This window comes from Rubritalea tangerina, from assembly GCF_042683245.1.
Classification (GTDB): domain Bacteria; phylum Verrucomicrobiota; class Verrucomicrobiia; order Verrucomicrobiales; family Akkermansiaceae; genus Rubritalea; species Rubritalea tangerina.
The window spans coordinates 1-16561 of sequence record NZ_JBHUJB010000054.1; the positions used below are offsets into that span (position 1 = coordinate 1).

Annotated in this window: 14 protein-coding genes and 1 tRNA gene; 6 read left to right on the top strand and 9 right to left on the bottom strand. The window is 51.2% G+C overall.

Features of this window, described 5'->3' with window-relative positions; translation table 11 throughout:
- Nucleotides 1-254 precede the first annotated feature (254 nt).
- Nucleotides 255-1175, top strand: a complete 921-nt coding sequence (locus ACFSW8_RS12990) for an SRPBCC family protein (protein ID WP_377178446.1) — start codon at nucleotides 255-257, stop codon at nucleotides 1173-1175.
- A gap of 4 nt (nucleotides 1176-1179) precedes the next feature.
- The gene (locus ACFSW8_RS12995; protein ID WP_377091050.1) at nucleotides 1180-3018 is read left to right on the top strand and encodes a DNA polymerase beta superfamily protein; all 1839 of its coding nucleotides are present in this window, start codon (nucleotides 1180-1182) and stop codon (nucleotides 3016-3018) included.
- Between the two features lie 56 nt (nucleotides 3019-3074).
- Here ACFSW8_RS12995 and ACFSW8_RS13000 read toward each other — a convergent pair whose 3' ends face one another.
- A complete protein-coding gene (locus ACFSW8_RS13000) occupies nucleotides 3075-3572 on the bottom strand; it encodes a hypothetical protein (protein ID WP_377091049.1) in 498 nt (165 codons plus the stop codon).
- A gap of 169 nt (nucleotides 3573-3741) precedes the next feature.
- The gene (gene miaB, locus ACFSW8_RS13005; protein WP_377178448.1) at nucleotides 3742-5100 is read right to left on the bottom strand and encodes a tRNA (N6-isopentenyl adenosine(37)-C2)-methylthiotransferase MiaB; all 1359 of its coding nucleotides are present in this window, start codon (nucleotides 5098-5100) and stop codon (nucleotides 3742-3744) included.
- A gap of 200 nt (nucleotides 5101-5300) precedes the next feature.
- On the opposite strand from miaB, the gene ACFSW8_RS13010 reads away from it, so the two are divergent.
- A tRNA-Arg gene (locus ACFSW8_RS13010) sits at nucleotides 5301-5372 on the top strand.
- Nucleotides 5373-5912: 540 nt separating this feature from the next.
- Here ACFSW8_RS13010 and ACFSW8_RS13015 read toward each other — a convergent pair.
- Nucleotides 5913-6731 carry an endonuclease/exonuclease/phosphatase family protein gene (locus ACFSW8_RS13015; RefSeq protein WP_377178450.1) on the bottom strand — a complete coding sequence of 273 codons (819 nt, stop codon included), beginning with the start codon at nucleotides 6729-6731 and terminating at the stop codon, nucleotides 5913-5915.
- 249 nt (nucleotides 6732-6980) lie between these two features.
- Here ACFSW8_RS13015 and ACFSW8_RS13020 point away from each other — a divergent pair, with 249 nt between their 5' ends.
- Complete coding sequence (locus ACFSW8_RS13020; protein WP_377091045.1) at nucleotides 6981-7322, top strand: hypothetical protein; 342 nt, start codon at nucleotides 6981-6983, stop codon at nucleotides 7320-7322.
- A gap of 77 nt (nucleotides 7323-7399) precedes the next feature.
- On the opposite strand, the gene ACFSW8_RS13025 is transcribed toward ACFSW8_RS13020, so the two are convergent.
- Nucleotides 7400-8302, bottom strand: a complete 903-nt coding sequence (locus ACFSW8_RS13025; protein WP_377091044.1) for an alpha/beta hydrolase — start codon at nucleotides 8300-8302, stop codon at nucleotides 7400-7402.
- Nucleotides 8303-8706: 404 nt separating this feature from the next.
- Here ACFSW8_RS13025 and ACFSW8_RS13030 point away from each other — a divergent pair, with 404 nt between their 5' ends.
- Nucleotides 8707-9732: an alpha/beta hydrolase gene (locus ACFSW8_RS13030; RefSeq protein WP_377178452.1), complete on the top strand. Its 1026-nt coding sequence runs from the start codon at nucleotides 8707-8709 to the stop codon at nucleotides 9730-9732.
- Nucleotides 9733-9745: 13 nt separating this feature from the next.
- Entirely contained in the window at nucleotides 9746-10783 is a 1038-nt protein-coding gene (locus ACFSW8_RS13035) for a hypothetical protein (RefSeq protein ID WP_377091041.1), read from the top strand.
- Here the strand turns inward: ACFSW8_RS13035 and ACFSW8_RS13040 are convergent.
- The 5 genes from ACFSW8_RS13040 to ACFSW8_RS13060 all read right to left on the bottom strand — a co-directional run bounded on the left by ACFSW8_RS13040 (nucleotide 10767) and on the right by ACFSW8_RS13060 (nucleotide 16520).
- On the bottom strand, nucleotides 10767-11915 hold the full coding sequence (locus ACFSW8_RS13040) for a HupE/UreJ family protein (protein WP_377178454.1): 1149 nt from the start codon (nucleotides 11913-11915) through the stop codon (nucleotides 10767-10769). The genes ACFSW8_RS13035 and ACFSW8_RS13040 overlap by 17 nt on opposite strands.
- A 100-nt stretch (nucleotides 11916-12015) precedes the next feature.
- Nucleotides 12016-12903, bottom strand: coding sequence for a thiamine-phosphate kinase (gene thiL, locus ACFSW8_RS13045; protein WP_377091039.1), 888 nt, complete (start codon nucleotides 12901-12903; stop codon nucleotides 12016-12018).
- A complete protein-coding gene (locus ACFSW8_RS13050; RefSeq protein WP_377178456.1) occupies nucleotides 12900-13751 on the bottom strand; it encodes a CPBP family intramembrane glutamic endopeptidase in 852 nt (283 codons plus the stop codon). The genes thiL and ACFSW8_RS13050 overlap by 4 nt, the downstream gene beginning before the upstream one ends.
- A 4-nt stretch (nucleotides 13752-13755) precedes the next feature.
- Nucleotides 13756-15558, bottom strand: a complete 1803-nt coding sequence (gene ispG / locus ACFSW8_RS13055; protein WP_377091037.1) for a (E)-4-hydroxy-3-methylbut-2-enyl-diphosphate synthase — start codon at nucleotides 15556-15558, stop codon at nucleotides 13756-13758.
- A gap of 74 nt (nucleotides 15559-15632) precedes the next feature.
- Nucleotides 15633-16520 carry a phosphatidylserine decarboxylase gene (locus ACFSW8_RS13060; protein ID WP_377091036.1) on the bottom strand — a complete coding sequence of 296 codons (888 nt, stop codon included), beginning with the start codon at nucleotides 16518-16520 and terminating at the stop codon, nucleotides 15633-15635.
- Nucleotides 16521-16561: the final 41 nt, after the last annotated feature.

The window sequence follows — 16561 nt, forward strand, 5'->3', positions numbered from 1 at the left end:
GTCGAGTACGCAGATTTGATGTTTCTTATCACTGAGGTCGACGCCGACAATCGTTGCTTGCTTTGTTTTTTTTTCATAAGCCATGAGCTTACCAGCAACCATGGCGCGGCCTCACCTCTCTTCTCATTCTATCTTTTTTATGTGGGAAAATTGGTGGATAGGAGTGGTGGACTTGGCTGGGAGAAGTTGTTAGTGGTATGAGCATGATGAGATTGTTGGGGGTACTGTGGTGTGTATTTATTTATCTTTGTCCTATGAGCCATGCTGAGAAAAACTATGAAGTGAGTGTCCTGCTGGATGCGGAGGTTGAGAAATGTTGGGGAGCAATAGTGGGGAGGGAGCATGCCTGGATGGAACACATGCGGGTAGAGCTTGAGGCTGGAGGAGATTTTGTTGTGAGCAGCAAGTTACCTTACCTTTCTGGGCGTCATCGTGTGGTTTCGTTCAAGGAGAATGAGAGGCTGAAGCTGCAGTGGTATGTGGAGGGGTGGCCGAGTGAGGTTGAGGTCGTTTTAGAACCTGAAAAGGGAAAGACTCGTCTGACTTTGCAGATGGCAGTGGATGCTGAGGGGGCGCCCGAATCGGTGGAGGCCTTGAAGTACCCTGATCATTATTTTTATTTTATTGGCCAGAGTTGGCGGCATAGTTTGCAGGACCTCAAGTCGCAGTTATTAGGTGGAACGAAGGGCGTGCGTGTACTACGTGCTAACAATGATCATTTGGTACGTTTAGAAGTAGAGATTAAAGCTCCAGCGAAGAAGGTTTTTGAGGCATTGACGCAAGAGGCCTTGGTCAAGAAGTGGAATGCTGGATTGTGTATGAAAGAGGGTAAGATTGAGGGAAAGGTGGGGGGAGTTTACAGTTACGGTTGGTATCCCTTGGGGACTCCTGAGGGAGAGATAGAAGATGGGCCGATGAAGGTTTTGGAACTAGAGAAAGACAAGCTGTTAGTGATTGACTGGTATGGGGGCACTGAGAAATCGCGCGTGAGCTGGGAAATTGAGCCAATGGGGGATGGGCGTGTGAAAGTGAAGTTCAAGCATGCGACTTTACTAGGGCATTCGCATGGAAATGTTTGGAGTTACCGGAGTGGGTGGGCAGATAGTTTGTATGCACTCAAGTGGTATCTAGAGCGTGATGAGTGCATGGGGGATTGGTTAAAAGAGAAGCAATAAAATAATGAGCTTTGTAGATTTGTCTGTGTCTGGGGAACGCAGAGAGGAGATAAGAGTATTTTTGGAAGAGGTTGAGCGCGAGCATGGTGTTCAGGTATTGTACGCCTGTGAGTCGGGAAGTCGTGCGTGGGGATTTGCATCTCCCGACAGTGATTACGACATTCGCTTCATCTACCAAGAGAAGGAGGCTTCCGACTTTGGTGGTGAGGGGGATACGATTGAGTTACCGATTGAGAATGATCTGGATGCTGGCGGGTGGAATGTGGATAAGGCATTAGGTTTGTTACAGAAGAGTAATGGGGCTCTGATAGAGTGGTTGCACTCGCCGATTGTGTATTCAGAGGTGGATGGATTTCTTGATGAATGGCGAGGCTTAGCTCACAAGGTGTTAGCCGAGTGGAATTTGGTCTCTCACTATCGTGGGCACGCGCGCCAGATTTTAGAGAAAAAATTGAAGGAGGCATCGGTGACAGCTAAGAGTTATCTGTATGCATTACGCACGACGCTTTGTGCGGAATGGGTGATTCGCTACCGGACTCATCCGCCTGTGCCATTTGAAGAATTACTTTGTTTATTGAGTGGAGAAGTTCGAGTGGCGGTTGACGACTTACTGAGTCGTAAATCTGGCCTAGGGGAAAAGGATTTGATTGATCCCATACCGGTGATTGATCGTTTTTTGAGGAAGCACATTCTATCAGAGCGACCAGACGATCTGAGTAGGATGAAGGAGGGTGGCTATCCCGAGGTGTCGTCTATTCGACGTAGGTGGACGGGGCGGGCGGCTAGGATATCGGATGTGGCGAGCCTCAATCTGAGGAGGGTCAAGCGTGATGATTTATTGTTGTTCCGTAGCATTGCGGGGTCACAGGCCTATGGGACATCTCACAGTGGGTCCGACGTGGACTACCGCGGAGTTTTTGCTCTGCCACAGCAATTGTTAGGGGGCTTAGAGTCATTGGACCAAGTGCAGGATGAACGCGGTGACGATGTGTGTTATGAATTAGGTAAGGTGTTAGCGATGCTGCAGAAGAATAATCCGAACATGATGGAATTGATGTACATGCCAGAGGACTGCGTGGTACACCGCTATGCTGTATGGGATATTTTGAAGCCTGAGGATTTTCTATCAAAGAAGTGTGAGTTGAGTTTTGCAAATTATGCATTGGGGCAAGTGAAGAAGGCACGAGGTTTGAATAAGAAAATTGTGAACCCTGAGCCGGAAGAGAGGATGGGCTTGATTGATTTTTGTTATGTCTTGGAAGGTCAGGGGGCAAAGCCGTTGAGAGAATGGGCAGACGAGAGAGGGATTGATTTGGAGAGTGCTGGATTAGTGAAGGCGAGCCACGCCCCGAACACCTATGGTGTTTATGCTGGTCAAGCGTATCGCGGTGTGTTCTCGAGTAAGGCCGCTGATGAATTGATTTGCAGTTCAGTGGGGAAGGAGGCAAGGCCTGAGGCCTGGATGGTTGCCAATATGGATGCGTACAAGAAGCATTGTAAGGCGCACAAGGAATACTGGAGCTGGGTTAAGCACCGCAATGTGGATCGATATCAAACGAGTCAGGTGGCTGGTTATGATGCCAAGAACATGATGCACACACTACGTTTGTTAGATGTGGCTGAGGAGATTGCCCGGGAGGGATTGATTCGGGTCAGGCGGCCGAATGTGGAATTTTTGATGCGCGTGCGCTCAGGGGAGATGGACTACAACGATTTGTTAGATATAGCAGAACAAAAGATGGCATCGGTCCGCGAGGCGTATGCTCAGTGTAGTTTGCCTGAGGAGCCTGATTTTGCGAAGACCAATGAGACGCTGATGGAGATGCGGGCGTTCATTGGTTGAGGGGTGATGGAGGCAAAAAAAGACCTCAGCCTGAGTGGGCTGAGGTGTGGTGGGGGTTAGGAATGGAGGACATCAGCGGCATCGATTCGGACTTCGCCTAGGTAGATTTCGTCAAATTCGCTCGTTCCGTAGGGGGTTTTGGTGACGGTATATTCAGCTGATCGGACATGCTCGGCGAGTTGTTGGGTGATGGACTCGGTACGCGTATTGGGTACGACGAAGCGTGCATTGGCGAAGGCGATTTCGCTGATGAAGAGTTTTGTGAGGATTCCGTCAGCGATGACTTCACGCAGGAGGTCATAGAAGCGTGCTTCTGTGGCATCAGGTTTCCCAATTTTTGTATAGATCGCTTCGAGTGAGAGGTCGAGAGCGGGGAGGGAACGCAAGCCAGTGGTTTCTATGAGGTGGAAGGCGCCACGTTTACCAGCTTGGCCATTAGCCTCGACATTGGGCACAATGGTGAGGTGCTGTGACTGTTCTATGAATTGAGCAAATTGGTGTTTATGGGCATCTGGGTAGGTTGAGAAGAAGAGTTCAGTCATAGTGGTTTTCATGGGTTTCAATGGGGCTATCTGTGGCTGTAAATCAGCCACCGTGCATACTAACAGCAGGTGTTATAAAAATCAAGGTAAGATGGAATGCGCGTGGCTGGGGGGACAAAAAAGCCTGACGCGCATGTGCGGTCAGGCTGAAATTGATTGGATTACCCGTTAGGGAGCAGCTTTATTCAGCTTCTTCTAGGGACTCGATGATCGGTGTTCCGTAGAGGGTGAAGCCGGTGCATTCGTGGATCTTCGCTTTGAAGACTTTTCCGACGAGGCGGTCAGGGTTCCCTTCTAGGATGACGATCTTGTTTTGTGGGGTACGTGAGTTGAGGGTATTGGGGTTGTTCTTCGATGGGCCAGTACAGAGGACTTCTTGGACAGTGCCCACAAGAGCGTTGTTCTTGCGTTGTGCGATTTCGTTAACCACAGCGAGGAGGCGTTGGTTGCGGTCCTCTTTGACCTTTTCGGATAATTGGTCGAGCATGTCAGCTGCTGGAGTATTGCGGCGCTGAGAGTAGCGGAAAACAAAGCAGTTATCGAATTCGAGTTCTTTGACACATTTGACGGTCTCTTCGAAATCTTCTTCTGTTTCCCCTGGGAAGCCGACGATGATGTCAGTGGTGATGGCCATATCTGGGCGGGCGGCCTTCATTTTCTTACAGATTTCGATGAATTTCTCGTTCTTGTATGGGCGGCGCATCAATTTGAGGATACGGTCGCTCCCACTTTGCATTGGGAAGTGGATGTGTGAGCAAAGTTTGGGTAGGTAGGTGAATGCCTCAACGAGGTCGTCACGGTAACCGATAGGGTGGGGGGAGGTGAAGCGGATGCGTTCGAGGCCCTCGATGGCGTGCACAGCCTCGAGTAATTGGACGAATGGGGATTTACCATCCACTTTGGGGAATTCGGTGCGGCCGTAGAGGTTGACAATCTGGCCGAGGAGGGTGACTTCTTTGACTCCGCGTGCAACGAGTGATTCGCATTCCTCAACGATGTCTTGGATAGGGCGTCCACGTTCGCGGCCACGTGTGTCAGGAACGATGCAGTAGGAGCATTTCATGTTGCAGCCCTGCATGATGGAAACGAAAGCCGTGGGGTCCGTCGTTTCCTTGACGTGGTCCTTAATGGTGTTTTGAGAATCTTTCTCTTCGTCAATGTCACAGATGTGGTCCCCCTTATAGGTGAGCTTGAGGTCGTCCATGCGGCGCTCCAAGCGGTTCTGGAGGATACCATCGACGTATTCGAAAACTTTATGGTATTTCTGGGTGCCGACTACGACGTCGAGGTGTGGCACGTTTTGGAAGAGCTCTTGGCCGCGCGACTGGGCCATGCAGCCCATGAAGCCGTAGACGACATGGGGGCGCTTTTTGCGGTGCTGGACCATGCTGCCCATTTTGCCGAGAGCCTTTTGTTCTGCTTGGTCGCGGACCGAGCAGGTATTCACAAGGATCGCATCAGCTTTGAACTCGTCTTTGGTGACCGTGTAACCACCTTCAGTAAACATCCGAGCAACCTGCTCAGAATCACGCTCGTTCATTTGTCATCCGTAGGTTTTGATGAATACGTTGGGCATGGTCTTGTTATCCTTTTAGAGTGAATGAGATAGGGCGCAGGCGAGTTGCAGGCGCGGATCGGGTCGCTTGATATAGCGTGGATTTTGCAGATTGCAAGCCGATTGCAGGCTTGTCATGGCTAACATCTTTTCATAGCCTCCAAGCACCTTATGAAGGCAGCTATGCCCCGGTAGTTCAATGGATAGAACGAGGCTCTCCTAAAGCTTAGATCTGGGTTCGACTCCCGGTCGGGGTATTTGCTTGAAAGCTTATGTTTTGTGGCATGGGGGGATAGAAGTCGGAAAATGGGATTTCGTGCTGGTTTTGCCGGTTGCGGTTATTTGGGTTCACCAAGCTGGGCGAAATCTAGGTCATTTGATTGGTCGAGGTGTGGCTTGGGGATACGGGACTAGCACATTGAATGTGTCTATATATGGCGACCGTCTCCGTTTCTTAGATTCTAATGGAGAAGATTGGGGGTGGAATTCAAACAAAGATATAGCGTGTTGGGTAAGAAAGGATGATGAGGACCTAAAAAAACTGAGCATTAGGCGAACTTAAAGCATACCAGCCACGAACTAGGTCAATACGCTTTGATCATTTTTCATGAATGAACTAATTGAAAGGATTGCGAGACTCAACTTGGGTTAGAGGTTGGGTGCAGCGTCTTGTTCGGTGACATCAAAGATCCTTATATGGATACTGTGTATTATGGAGCAAAAGTGTGGTCAAAGCATGTTGGTTGGGAACTTGGTGACGACTTTCTGTAGGCTGAGGGGGTACCTTCGTTAGTTGTTTAGGGCTGTGTTTGTGTGGCAAGTGATAGGGTCATTACAATGGGCAGGTGGTCGGAAGCGACTCTCTCCTCTAACACCTGTACTTCATGAACCATCCAAGATTTTTTGGGTCTGAGTAGCAAGTAATCGATTTGTTTAGATTTATGTTTGGCACCAATGGTAGGTAAGGTTTTACCGAGGTTTTCATAGTACCAACCTTTTTGGGCGAGCTTTGCAAGGGGGGGGCTGGACGGGGTCGCATTTAGGTCGCCGGCTAGGATGCTTGGAAGTGAGTGCTCCTGCATGAAGGCTCTTTCGATGACATTGACGGTGGCTAATCTCGCTTCTTGGGAGCCTATGGATTTGAGCCAATCGAAATGCGTGTTGATAAAGCGGACGGTGGTACCTTCGTCATAGAGGTTTGAGAGGTCAACATCGACGGCCATTGCCTGATACCGGCTGCTGCTGGCACTGGGGATAGATAGGTTACCGACCCACTTGAATGGATGTTTGGAGAGTATGGCATCACCATAGCCAGTATCTTTTCCTAGTGATGGGCCAAAGACGTATGCCATGCCTGTCAATTTTCCGAGTTCTTTGGCCATCTCTCTGTTGCCGATTTCTTGGAGACCCACGATGTCAGGGTTTTGGTCGGAAATAATTTTGCTGATACGGGCTAGATCTTTTTTCTTATCCATCCCGATACCGTAATGGATGTTGTAGCTCATTACTTTGATCCGCGGTGGCTTTGCCTCATTGGCTTGTGTTAGATCGGTGAGCAAGATGAGAGCAAGGCAGCAAAGTGTTGTTGGAAGTAGAGAATGTGAGAAGCGAAGCATAGCTAATGGCATATGAGTGGTGAGTAATTATGCGAAATTAGGGGATCTCATGTGTATGTGAGGTATAATGCCTTGGCATTAATGAGATAGAGTTAGCATTTTTATAGAAGGGTGTTTTTTGATGTTGAGAAAGAAAAGCGCAATGCAATGTCACAATTGTGCAGGTTCAAGTCAATGGGGGGTGAGAGATGGGATTTTGTTCGGCAAGGGTTTGCTGAGTGAGATTTCACAGAAAAGAAGAAAAATGATATGAAAAGCATTTCGATACTATTAGTGATGATGTTTAGCGGGGTAGCATTCGCTCATGAGGCTAAGGAGCAGCCTCGTTGTGAGTTATTATCCATTACCGCCAAAGATGTTGAGAAGGCCGAGAAGCAGTATGTGGGGTTGAAGGTTCAAGCCGCGCTTAAATTGGCGAAGCAACAGAAGCAAATGTTCCGCGTGGTTGAGCGAGATGGCGAGCCACTGATGGCCACACGCGATTTTAGGCCTGGACGAATCAACGCGAAGGTGGCTGACGACAAGGTGGTGTCGATCCGAGTGGAGGGGTATCGGCCAGTTGAGAAAAAAGGTAAGACGGCGCAAAGGTAAGTACGTTTTTGAGTATCAGTGCATGAGATTGTGCTGATACTCATTGTTTAGAGGGGGCTCCATGCCTAGCAGTTTTGTTATTGAGGGGACAGTGTGTCACTGAAGTGACGGGCGATGGCATCAGAGGCGAGACGGACAGGTTCAGTCTGATCGTAGAATTCGAATTGGGTGATGTTATCGAGCCATAGCCCCGTGGCCCAAGGGGTGGCAGCTTCAGCGAACTGTTTGATTCCATGAGGGATGACAGCGGCTTTTGAATGGACGAAGAAGAGAGGTTTTGAAAGTTGATCGGCCAGGGTTATGGCGTCGAATGTGAGCCAGGGTCTCCAAGAGGCGAGGTTGAATTGATTATCATAGGCGGCGATGAGCCCTCGGTCTGGCTCTGTATAGTAGGGGGCCTGGTACATGAGGGCTGTTTGGTCAGTGGTACTTGCTGCTGTGATGGTGGTGATTTGGCCGGTCTCTTGAAATTTTTGGGAAGCTTTGTCGCTAGTGGCGATGAGTGCGCTGTAGGCGTCTGGGCCACCATAGACCTCTTTGGCGATCGCAGGATTATGAAGCCAGGGGGCCACGAGAGCGATGGTTTTCAGGGCTGGGGTTTCCGTAAAAGCCTTTACCATGTAGCCGGAGCTCGCACAGAGGCCAAGACCTGCGATTTGGGAGGTGTCGACATCGGGGCAGCGGGTGAGAAAATGGACGGCGGCTTTGATATCTTCGGTTTTTGCGATGGGATCCTCGAGGAAGCGGTTTTCTCCTTCTGATTGGCCCCAACCAGAAAAGTCAAAAGTGAATGCGGCGAAGCCACGTTGAGCAAGTTCTGCGGCGTAGACATGGGGCATTTGTTCTTTGACGGTGGTCCAAGCTCCTGTGACGACAATGACTGGTGGTGGGCTGGATGGAAGTGGGGTAGGGAGGTAGAGCTTTGCTATGAGTTTGTTCCCATTTGAGAGGAAGCTGTGTGTGGTGTAGTTAGGTGTCATGGCACGTGTTTTTTGGGAGGTGGGTTGAGGGGAATGAGTGGATTTAGGTTGCAGAGAATTTGTGATTGAGGGGAGAGGTTCGCGCCATTTTAGAGGGGCGATCTGAGAAGTTCTCGAAAAATTGGATCTTTACATATGTGGGGAGATTCTTCTAGGTTTTTTGAGCCACCTTGAGGCAATATAAGCAAAACGACACACACAATAAAGAGGGAGCTTTGAAAAAGGCTCCCTCTTTTTGGTTTGGTAACAGGAGGTGGGGAGTTGGGAAGAAATTTTCATTTTTCATCAAGTGTGTGTGATGGGTGCGAGAGGGGAAGGGTGAGCTGGTGGTTGAGTTTAAAAGGAATGGGCAGGTTATAGGTGAGTTGTCGAGCTGCTGGATTCATTTGTTAGATGTTAGGAAAATGTATGAACGTGTGAAGGTGACACCTGATCATCCAGATTTGATTGCGCAACCTAGTGATTTTGTTGGGAGCGATGTTGATGAGAAGCCACCTGAACCGATCATGAGTTGGGTAGGGGATTCTGCTGGGCATGAGTTTGTGAAGGACCCGGATGAGGAAGAGAAGTATTTGATTTTTGTACACGGCTGGCGGATGACCTATGCGGGGTCGCAGAAGTATGCAGAGACGATGTTTAAGCGTTTATGGCACGGTGGGTACAAGGGGAGGTATTCATTTGTGAGGTGGCCAACTTATTCTGAGGACACGCATGCGGTGACGGATGCGCTATTTACATACAACAACTCGGATTATCGAGCGTGGAAGTCTGGCCGAAGTTTAGCTGAGTATGTAGCGAGTTTACCGCCGAGTTACACAGTGAATGTGACGGCCCATAGCATGGGGAATATTGTGGTAGGGGCAGCGATTCGGGAGGGGATGCGGGTGGTCAATTATGGGTTATTGAATGCAGCAGTTCCGGCGATGTGTTATGAAGATAATTCGGCTTTGTATATCAATGTACGTGAAACACCTGATGGTGATGATGACCCTGTCACATCCGAGTTAGGGTTTGGGGATAAATTAAGGTTCACGCATGGGGCCAATCTGGTGAACTTTTTTTTAAGGAATGATGAGGCGTTAGAAGCATGGGAGACTAACAATAGCATCTTCAAGCCGCAGCGATATGGGGCGACTCGACTCACTGGGTATTACTATGACAGAAGTCAGGCGCAAGGGATGAGACTGGGGATCAACTTTTGGTCGTCACGTGATAGATTTTTGAGAGCTTTTCATGAGGCTGCAGCTTTAGCGACGGCATCGAGAACAAGGACGGTAGGTGCGGAGGGGCGTACAGGGGGGGCTGTGAATGAGAGTGTTGATATGGGCACGCTGTATGGTTTTGGTTCTACGCACAGTGCTCAATGGAAGTGGCGTTGTCAGTATACTGATGACTTTTACGAGGGATTGATTGAGAAGCTGAAGCTTTAAAAGAGAATTGTATATGGAGACGAAATGGCAGTGGAGAATCGTGTTTGGGTTATTGTTGATAGGGGCTTGCTTCATAGGCTTAGAGGTCATGGGCGGCAGTGAGGGAACTCGAGTGAAGGAGGGAGTGGCTGAGAGGGAGAGAGTGATGAGAAAGGAAAGGGGGCAGGCAGAAGTGGTTGAGGTAGAAAGGAAAAAGCAACTTTGGCATGAAGCCTATTCTAGCTCTATTGATTATTGGGCCAAAGTGGTCGATGAGGATGGGAAGCCGCTAATGGGTGCTGAGGTGCATTTTATTTTGCGAGATGATCGTTCTTGGTCTTTCGATGGAGGAAAGAATTCACGGCATATTCTTGTGAGTGATGAGGGGGGGATTGTGCATTTGGGTGGCAAGAGAGGCGCTGGAGTTGTTGCTGAGGCGCGTATGCCAGGGTATGCGCCCCTGTATGGCGCGGAGGGGAGGAACTTAGCGCGAGATTCAGTGGATTATAGTTCTCAGGAGAAGTGGGCCATGGAGGGAAGGCCTAACAGGCTAGAGCCCAAGGTTTTAAAAATGAGAAAGAAGCAAGTGCGGGAAGAGATAGTTTACGCGAAGGTGCGTCGGAGGTCTGTGAGGAAAGATGGAAGTCCAGTGATGATGGACTTTTTTGAGGAAGGGATACCTGTGCAGTTAAAGTTATTTTGCAGGTCTGCGAGTCCAGAGCCATTCACTCATGCTCGCTATGAGTGGGATGCTGGATTTGAAGTGCTGCAAGGTGGCTGGCAGGTGGTAGGTAAGAGCCGGGCAGTGATGGCGCCTGTGGATGGGTATGCTAGGGGGGCATTCCGCATCGAGATGACTGAAGGAATGGAGGGGAACTGGATTCGCTCTAGCCCTAATGGGGCGAGGGAATTTTGGCTGAGTCTGCAGGGGGGAGGGTTTGCAAGGCTACGCGTAGAGTTTGTGACCGGGAGGGATCACTGGGTGGACATCGACCTCTGGTATAATGGTGAGGGGGGGAGAAGCTTTGAAGGATATGAGGCGGTGAAGCAAAAAGTTAGAAAAGGCCGATGAGTCGTTCTAACATCCAATAGGTACCAACTGAGGCGATGGCGAGGGAAGCGGTTTTTGTAATTTTGTGGAAGTAGGGTTTATTTTTTGCCCAAGTGAGGGTGATGAGGATGATGGCGATGACGGTGATTTGGCCGAGTTCGACACCGAGGTTGGCAGCGATGAGAGGCAGGGCGAGATCGGCACTTGCGCGGATTTTATCACCGAGTACGGAGGCAAAGCCGAGTCCATGGATGAGTCCGAACAGGAAGATGGTCAGGAGTCGGTGTTTTTTCAGGGTATGGCTGAAGAGGTTTTCTACGGCGACGTAGACGATAGTGGCGGCAATGAAGATCTCGGTCCAGGCCATGAGTGTGGGGGGAAAAGCGGGGATGAAGTTGGTGACCGCGAGTCCGAGGGTGATGGTATGGCCGAGGGTAAAGATAAGGGATTGGGACAGGAGTGGGCGCCAAGCAAAGCTGAGAAAGCAAAGTGCGGCGATGAAGAGGACGTGGTCCCAACCTTCAGGGATGACATGACGGAATCCGTAATCGAGGAGGCTGATGAATGAGGCCTGAGCGGTGGGTGGGGTAGCATTGAGCGAGAGCAATGTTTGTGATTTGCCGGGGTAGGCGGTGACAATGCGGTCAAGCCCCATGCGTTCGTATCCGAATGCGTAGTCTGGGTGGTCACCTTCAGAGAGTGTGACTTGGAGGGTACCTGAAGTGTCCGGGATGTTTCCGAGGCATTGGATAGAGAAGTATGCGAAGCCGAGGTCAGTGTAGGGGTTGGCAAAGCTGGGAGGGGAGGTTTCCCACTCAGGAAAACTCACAGTGAAGTCGAGAGGGGTGGTTGCCTTAGGGGTGACCCACTGGAAGGTGAGGCATTCTCGTACGTATTTCTCCGCTTCTTTCCTTAGTAGGGCATGTTGGTCGGGTGTTTGGTCGATGAGCCACTGACGTTTTGGTTGGAGGGCTTCCTTGTCGGCGCGCATTTCAGGCAGGGCAATGCCTGCGTCGAAGCGGATTTCAGCAAGCCACTCGGCATCATCTGCTGAGAAATCTACAAATAGCTGTTGGACGATGTGTCCATTGGCTGAGGTTGCGAGGAGGAGGCCGAACAAGAATGAGTAGAATCTGACTAATACAAATCGCATTTCAAAGGAGACAAATGTTTTTTTGTGAGCTTGTATTGCGCTAGGCGAAAGAGTTGATGCCTGTGACTCAGGGAAGAGGTGGAAAGAATGTGTGTGGGTGCTAGGAGCTGAAGTGTTCCCAACCTCCATTGAGGGGAGTGGAAGGAGAATCGGCAGTGGTCATATGTCCGATTTGGGTGAGTGGGGGGAAGTGTGAGGGCCAGGAATTTTGAAGATCAGAGGCTAGAGATGGGGGGAGCGTAAAGAGGAGTTCGTAGTCTTCGCCATCAGCTAGTGCTTGCTGCGTGGTGCAGCTAGGAGTCAGAGGAAGGGAATTGAGGTCGAGTTGGTAATGGGTCTGGCTGAGTTGTGCCAGGCGTGGGAGGTCTTTAGCGAGGCCATCTGAGAGGTCCATCATGGCGGATGGCTTGTGGTGCTTTACCAGCCACTGGGCGGGTTCAAGGCGCGGGGTGAAATCAAGATGTTTTCCGTGAATAGAACCTCCGAGTGAGCCCGTGACGAAGATGGCATCGCCAGGTTGGCTGGTTGAGCGTTTGACAAGGTGTTGTGGGGGGAGTGAGCCGGTTCCGGCAACGGAGATGATATTGGGGGCGAGTGGGGGGGCGGAAGATGTTTCTCCGCCGACGATGGAGAGTTCAAAGTCCGTGGCACAGCGTTGGATACCGGAATAGAGGGCGTCGAGCCACTCGACGGAGGTGTCTGGGCGCAGGATGAGAGTGATGACACAGGCTGTGGGGGTACCTCCCATTGCGGCGATATCACTCACGACGCGTGCTAGGGCTTTCCAGCCAACGCGCTCGGCGTCAGCTTCTGGTAGGAAGTGGACAGACTCGACAACACAGTCCGTTTTGAGAAGGAGCAGTGAGCCGTCGGCTTGTGTGATCACGGCACAGTCGTCACCGGGGCCTACAAGCACATCATCGCGTTGGTGGAGATGTTGGGTGACTCGTTGGATGAGTGCATCTTCGTGGCTATCGGAGAGCTTCATAGTTGGTCTCCCATGGTCAGCATGAAGAAGATATTGATACTATTGAACATGGCGTGACAGAGGATGGGAGCCCAGATGCTGCCACTTTTCTCGTAGAGTATGGCGAGCAGGATGCCGAAGATTGAGAGTGGGATCAGTGCCCAGATTTGGCCATGGATAGCGCCGAAAAGGATGCCGGAAGTGATGGCAGCGATGGTGGGTTCGGAGAAGCGCTTGATGACGGGGTAGAGGTAGCCACGGAAGATGATTTCTTCGGCGACGGGAGCGATGACACAGGCGCCGAGAATGATGATGAGGAGTTTTTCACCGGATTGGGTGTTGAGCATTTCATTGACGATATGCTGGTTTTGTTTTTCTCCGAGGCGCTCGCTGAGCCATTGTTCGAGTCCAGCCTGACCTAGGATAATGGAGATGATATAGATGAGGATGTAGGCAGCAGCTGCCCAGGCGATGACTTGTGCTGGGTGTTTAGGCTGGAGTCCGAGGCCGTCTGGGTAGCGGTCTCGCGCGGTGAAGAGGCCGAGTACGATGGCGGCCATCATGATGAGGATACCAAAATTGATAAGCATGCTGAGGGGGCTGAGTTCCGTCATGCTTGGATCCACGTGTGGCATGGCAAGAGTCACGGTGAACGGGAGAGTGACGAGGATGCAACCGAGGATATCGAGTGGACCGAAAAGGGAGGTGTCAACCTTGCCGATTTGATTCCACTGAAGGCTGGGGATAGCACTGCGCAGCCATGAATGAATGATCCCCGCCATGACGGCAGCGAGTACGCAGATGAGGGCAACATCCTGGAGAATACTGTGGCCGTATGCACCAGGGGTGAGCGTCACGAGAGGAGTCATAATGTTAGATTTCAGCAACAACAGCAGGAGGTTCAATCCACTTATCGTGTTCTTTGATAAGGTCGATGAGGCGGTCAACGGCTTCATCTTCAGGGATGTTGAACTTCACAGGGGTCTTGTTGACGTAGAGGTTTATTTTGTTGGGTGCGCCACCTACGTAGCCGAAGTCGGCATCGGCCATTTCACCTGGGCCGTTGACGATACAACCCATGACGGCGATGCGGACCCCTTTGAGGTGGCCGGTGGCGGCGCGAATTTTTTGGGTGGTTTCTTGGAGGTTGAAGAGGGTGCGACCGCATGACGGGCAGGCGACGTAGTCTGTTTTAAAGATGCGGGTGCCGGCGGCTTGGAGGATATTATAGGAGAGGCGCAGGGACTGACCTGGGGCTTGTTCGCCCTGAACGAGGACGGCGTCTCCGATTCCATCGCAGAGGAGTGAGCCGATGTTTCGAGCGGCAGTGAGGAGGGTCTCTTGGAAGTCTTTATTGGGGTCGTTAGACGGGTGGAAGGTGTCCTTGAGGAGAATTGGGTGATGGGCATCTAGCTTGCAGGCGAGGAGTCTGAAGGCGTGGATGACTGCCATTGGGTGGCCATCGGGGATGGTGACGAGCTTGGGCTCGGTTTCGGCATTGATGGTGGCGATTTCTTTTTCATTTTCTGGGTCCACTTCGGTGACCCCCGATTGTTCGACGATGATTTCTGGTGTGAAGTCGCCGAGTTTATCAATTTTGTGAGCGAGGGCGTCGTATTTGTGTTGGGAGGTAAAGACGCGGACGGTATTGGCACCGCCGAGTTTCAAGTCATTGATGGTAATTTCTTTTGATTTCCTTCTGGTATAGGAAAAGGGGTCATAGCTGAGGGTGCCACGTTGTTGGTCTTCGGGGTCGTGTGGGAGGTGGGAGTCGGCGATATTATCGACGAGTGCGAGGGCGACTGGGATCTCTTTCACTGGGTCTTCAGTGAGGGAGACGCGGATGGTATCTCCGACGCCATCGGCGAGGAGAGAACCGATACCGATGGCTGACTTGATGCGGCCGTCTTCACCGTCACCAGCTTCGGTGACACCGAGGTGAATCGGGTAGTTCCAGTCGGGGCCTTCTTGCATGAGACGCGCCACGAGGAGTCGGTAGGCTTCGATCATGACCTTGGGGTTAGAAGCCTTCATGGAGAAGATGAAGTTATGGTAGTCGTTGTCGCGGGCGATACGGGCGAATTCGAGTGCGGACTCGACCATGCCGAGTGGGGTATCGCCGTAGCGGTTCATGATACGGTCGGAGAGTGAGCCATGGTTGGTACCGATGCGCATGGCGCGCATTTTGTCCTTACAGAGGAGGACGAGAGGGGTGAATTCTTCACGGATGCGTTCGAGTTCTTCCTCGTACTGGGCATCGGTGTATTCGCGGATTTCAAATTTCTTTTTATCGGCGTAGTTGCCTGGGTTGACGCGAATTTTTTCGACCCATTTAGCGGCTTCGAGGGCGGCATCTGGTTTAAAGTGGATATCGGCGACGATGGGGACTTGGCATTCGGCGGCTCGGACTTCGCGCACGATATTTTCGAGGTTTTCGGCGTATTTACGGGTTTGTGCGGTGACGCGCACGAGTTCGCAGCCGGCGTGTGCGAGGTCGAGGATTTCTTTGACACAGCCATCGGTATCGCGGGTATCCGAGGTAATCATGGACTGGATACGAACTGGGTTATCACCGCCGAACTTGAGATTACCGACGGAGATTTCACGAGAGACTCGGCGTTGGTAGGCGAAGAGGTCTGGGCAGTAGTGGAGAGCTGAGTGAGCGTCTGCGGTCATGATAAGTATGGGTATAGACTAGTTTTGGGCGTGCGTCCAAATGTTGCGTTAGAAAAATTGAGTATGTGGGGGGCTTATTTGAGAGTGGCCATGGAATCGCCCATGCGGGCGTAGAGTTCTTGGCACTGGGAGCTATGCTCGAGGAGGTCGTTAGCGAGCTGGACTTTATTAGGTTCGAAGATGGTGATGGTGGAGGAACCGCCGAAGGCGAAGTAGCCTTTTTCATCACCTTTTTGAATGGCATGTCCGGCCTGATAGGTTTGGAGGATAGAGCCGACGCAGGTGGCGCCAATTTCTAGAAGAAGGACTTTGCCGAGTTGTTCGGTTTCGAGGACTGTGCAGGTACGTTTATTTTCCCACATGTAGGCGAGGTTTTGGCGCAGGGCGATGGGAGACACAGAGAAGAGAGGTCCATTGATCAGTCTCGTTTCGCTTGGAGTTCCGGCGCAGGGGAAATGGAAGCGGTGGTAGTCAACGGGGCAGAGACGTGAGAGCACGAGGCTACCACCTTTGAATGAATTGTAGAGGGCGTCGTCGTTGATGAGGGCTCTAAGGTTCCACTTTTGACCTTTGAGGAAGACCCCTTGGACGTCTTCTGCATTTTCGAACCCGAGGTGGCGACCATCGGCTGGGAAAACGACAGGAGTGTCGGCGATTGGGCGGGCGGAGGGCTTCAGTTTACGGTAAAAGAAGGCGTTAAAGTGGGGGTAAGTGTCCGGGGAATCTTGGAATTCCTCGGCATCCATCTTATATTGCTGGATGAATGGAGCCACTTTATCGGCGGTTTGCGGGTGGTCCATTCGGCGGCCGTACCAGGCGGAGAAGAAAGGGCGTTTTACGAAGGAGTGGAGTGCAATTCTTCCGAGTGGGTTGCCGTAGGCCCATTTTAGGAAAGATTCTCCATAGACCTGTTCGGTTTCGATGCTATCTGTATAGCGATTATAGAAAGTAATGGGATCCACGCGGCGTAGTGTGGGGCAGCAAACTGGAAAAGCAATCCATG

Bases quoted from the DNA above. Each gene is read 5' to 3' on its own strand.
- ACFSW8_RS12990 (WP_377178446.1), top strand. From the start codon at position 255: ATGAGCCATGCTGAGAAAAACTATGAAGTGAGTGTCCTGCTGGATGCG.
- ACFSW8_RS12995 (WP_377091050.1), top strand. From the start codon at position 1,180: ATGAGCTTTGTAGATTTGTCTGTGTCTGGGGAACGCAGAGAGGAGATA.
- ACFSW8_RS13000 (WP_377091049.1), bottom strand. From the start codon at position 3,572: ATGAAAACCACTATGACTGAACTCTTCTTCTCAACCTACCCAGATGCC.
- miaB (WP_377178448.1), bottom strand. From the start codon at position 5,100: ATGAACGAGCGTGATTCTGAGCAGGTTGCTCGGATGTTTACTGAAGGT.
- ACFSW8_RS13015 (WP_377178450.1), bottom strand. From the start codon at position 6,731: ATGCTTCGCTTCTCACATTCTCTACTTCCAACAACACTTTGCTGCCTT.
- ACFSW8_RS13020 (WP_377091045.1), top strand. From the start codon at position 6,981: ATGAAAAGCATTTCGATACTATTAGTGATGATGTTTAGCGGGGTAGCA.
- ACFSW8_RS13025 (WP_377091044.1), bottom strand. From the start codon at position 8,302: ATGACACCTAACTACACCACACACAGCTTCCTCTCAAATGGGAACAAA.
- ACFSW8_RS13030 (WP_377178452.1), top strand. From the start codon at position 8,707: ATGTATGAACGTGTGAAGGTGACACCTGATCATCCAGATTTGATTGCG.
- ACFSW8_RS13035 (WP_377091041.1), top strand. From the start codon at position 9,746: ATGGAGACGAAATGGCAGTGGAGAATCGTGTTTGGGTTATTGTTGATA.
- ACFSW8_RS13040 (WP_377178454.1), bottom strand. From the start codon at position 11,915: ATGCGATTTGTATTAGTCAGATTCTACTCATTCTTGTTCGGCCTCCTC.
- thiL (WP_377091039.1), bottom strand. From the start codon at position 12,903: ATGAAGCTCTCCGATAGCCACGAAGATGCACTCATCCAACGAGTCACC.
- ACFSW8_RS13050 (WP_377178456.1), bottom strand. From the start codon at position 13,751: ATGACTCCTCTCGTGACGCTCACCCCTGGTGCATACGGCCACAGTATT.
- ispG (WP_377091037.1), bottom strand. From the start codon at position 15,558: ATGACCGCAGACGCTCACTCAGCTCTCCACTACTGCCCAGACCTCTTC.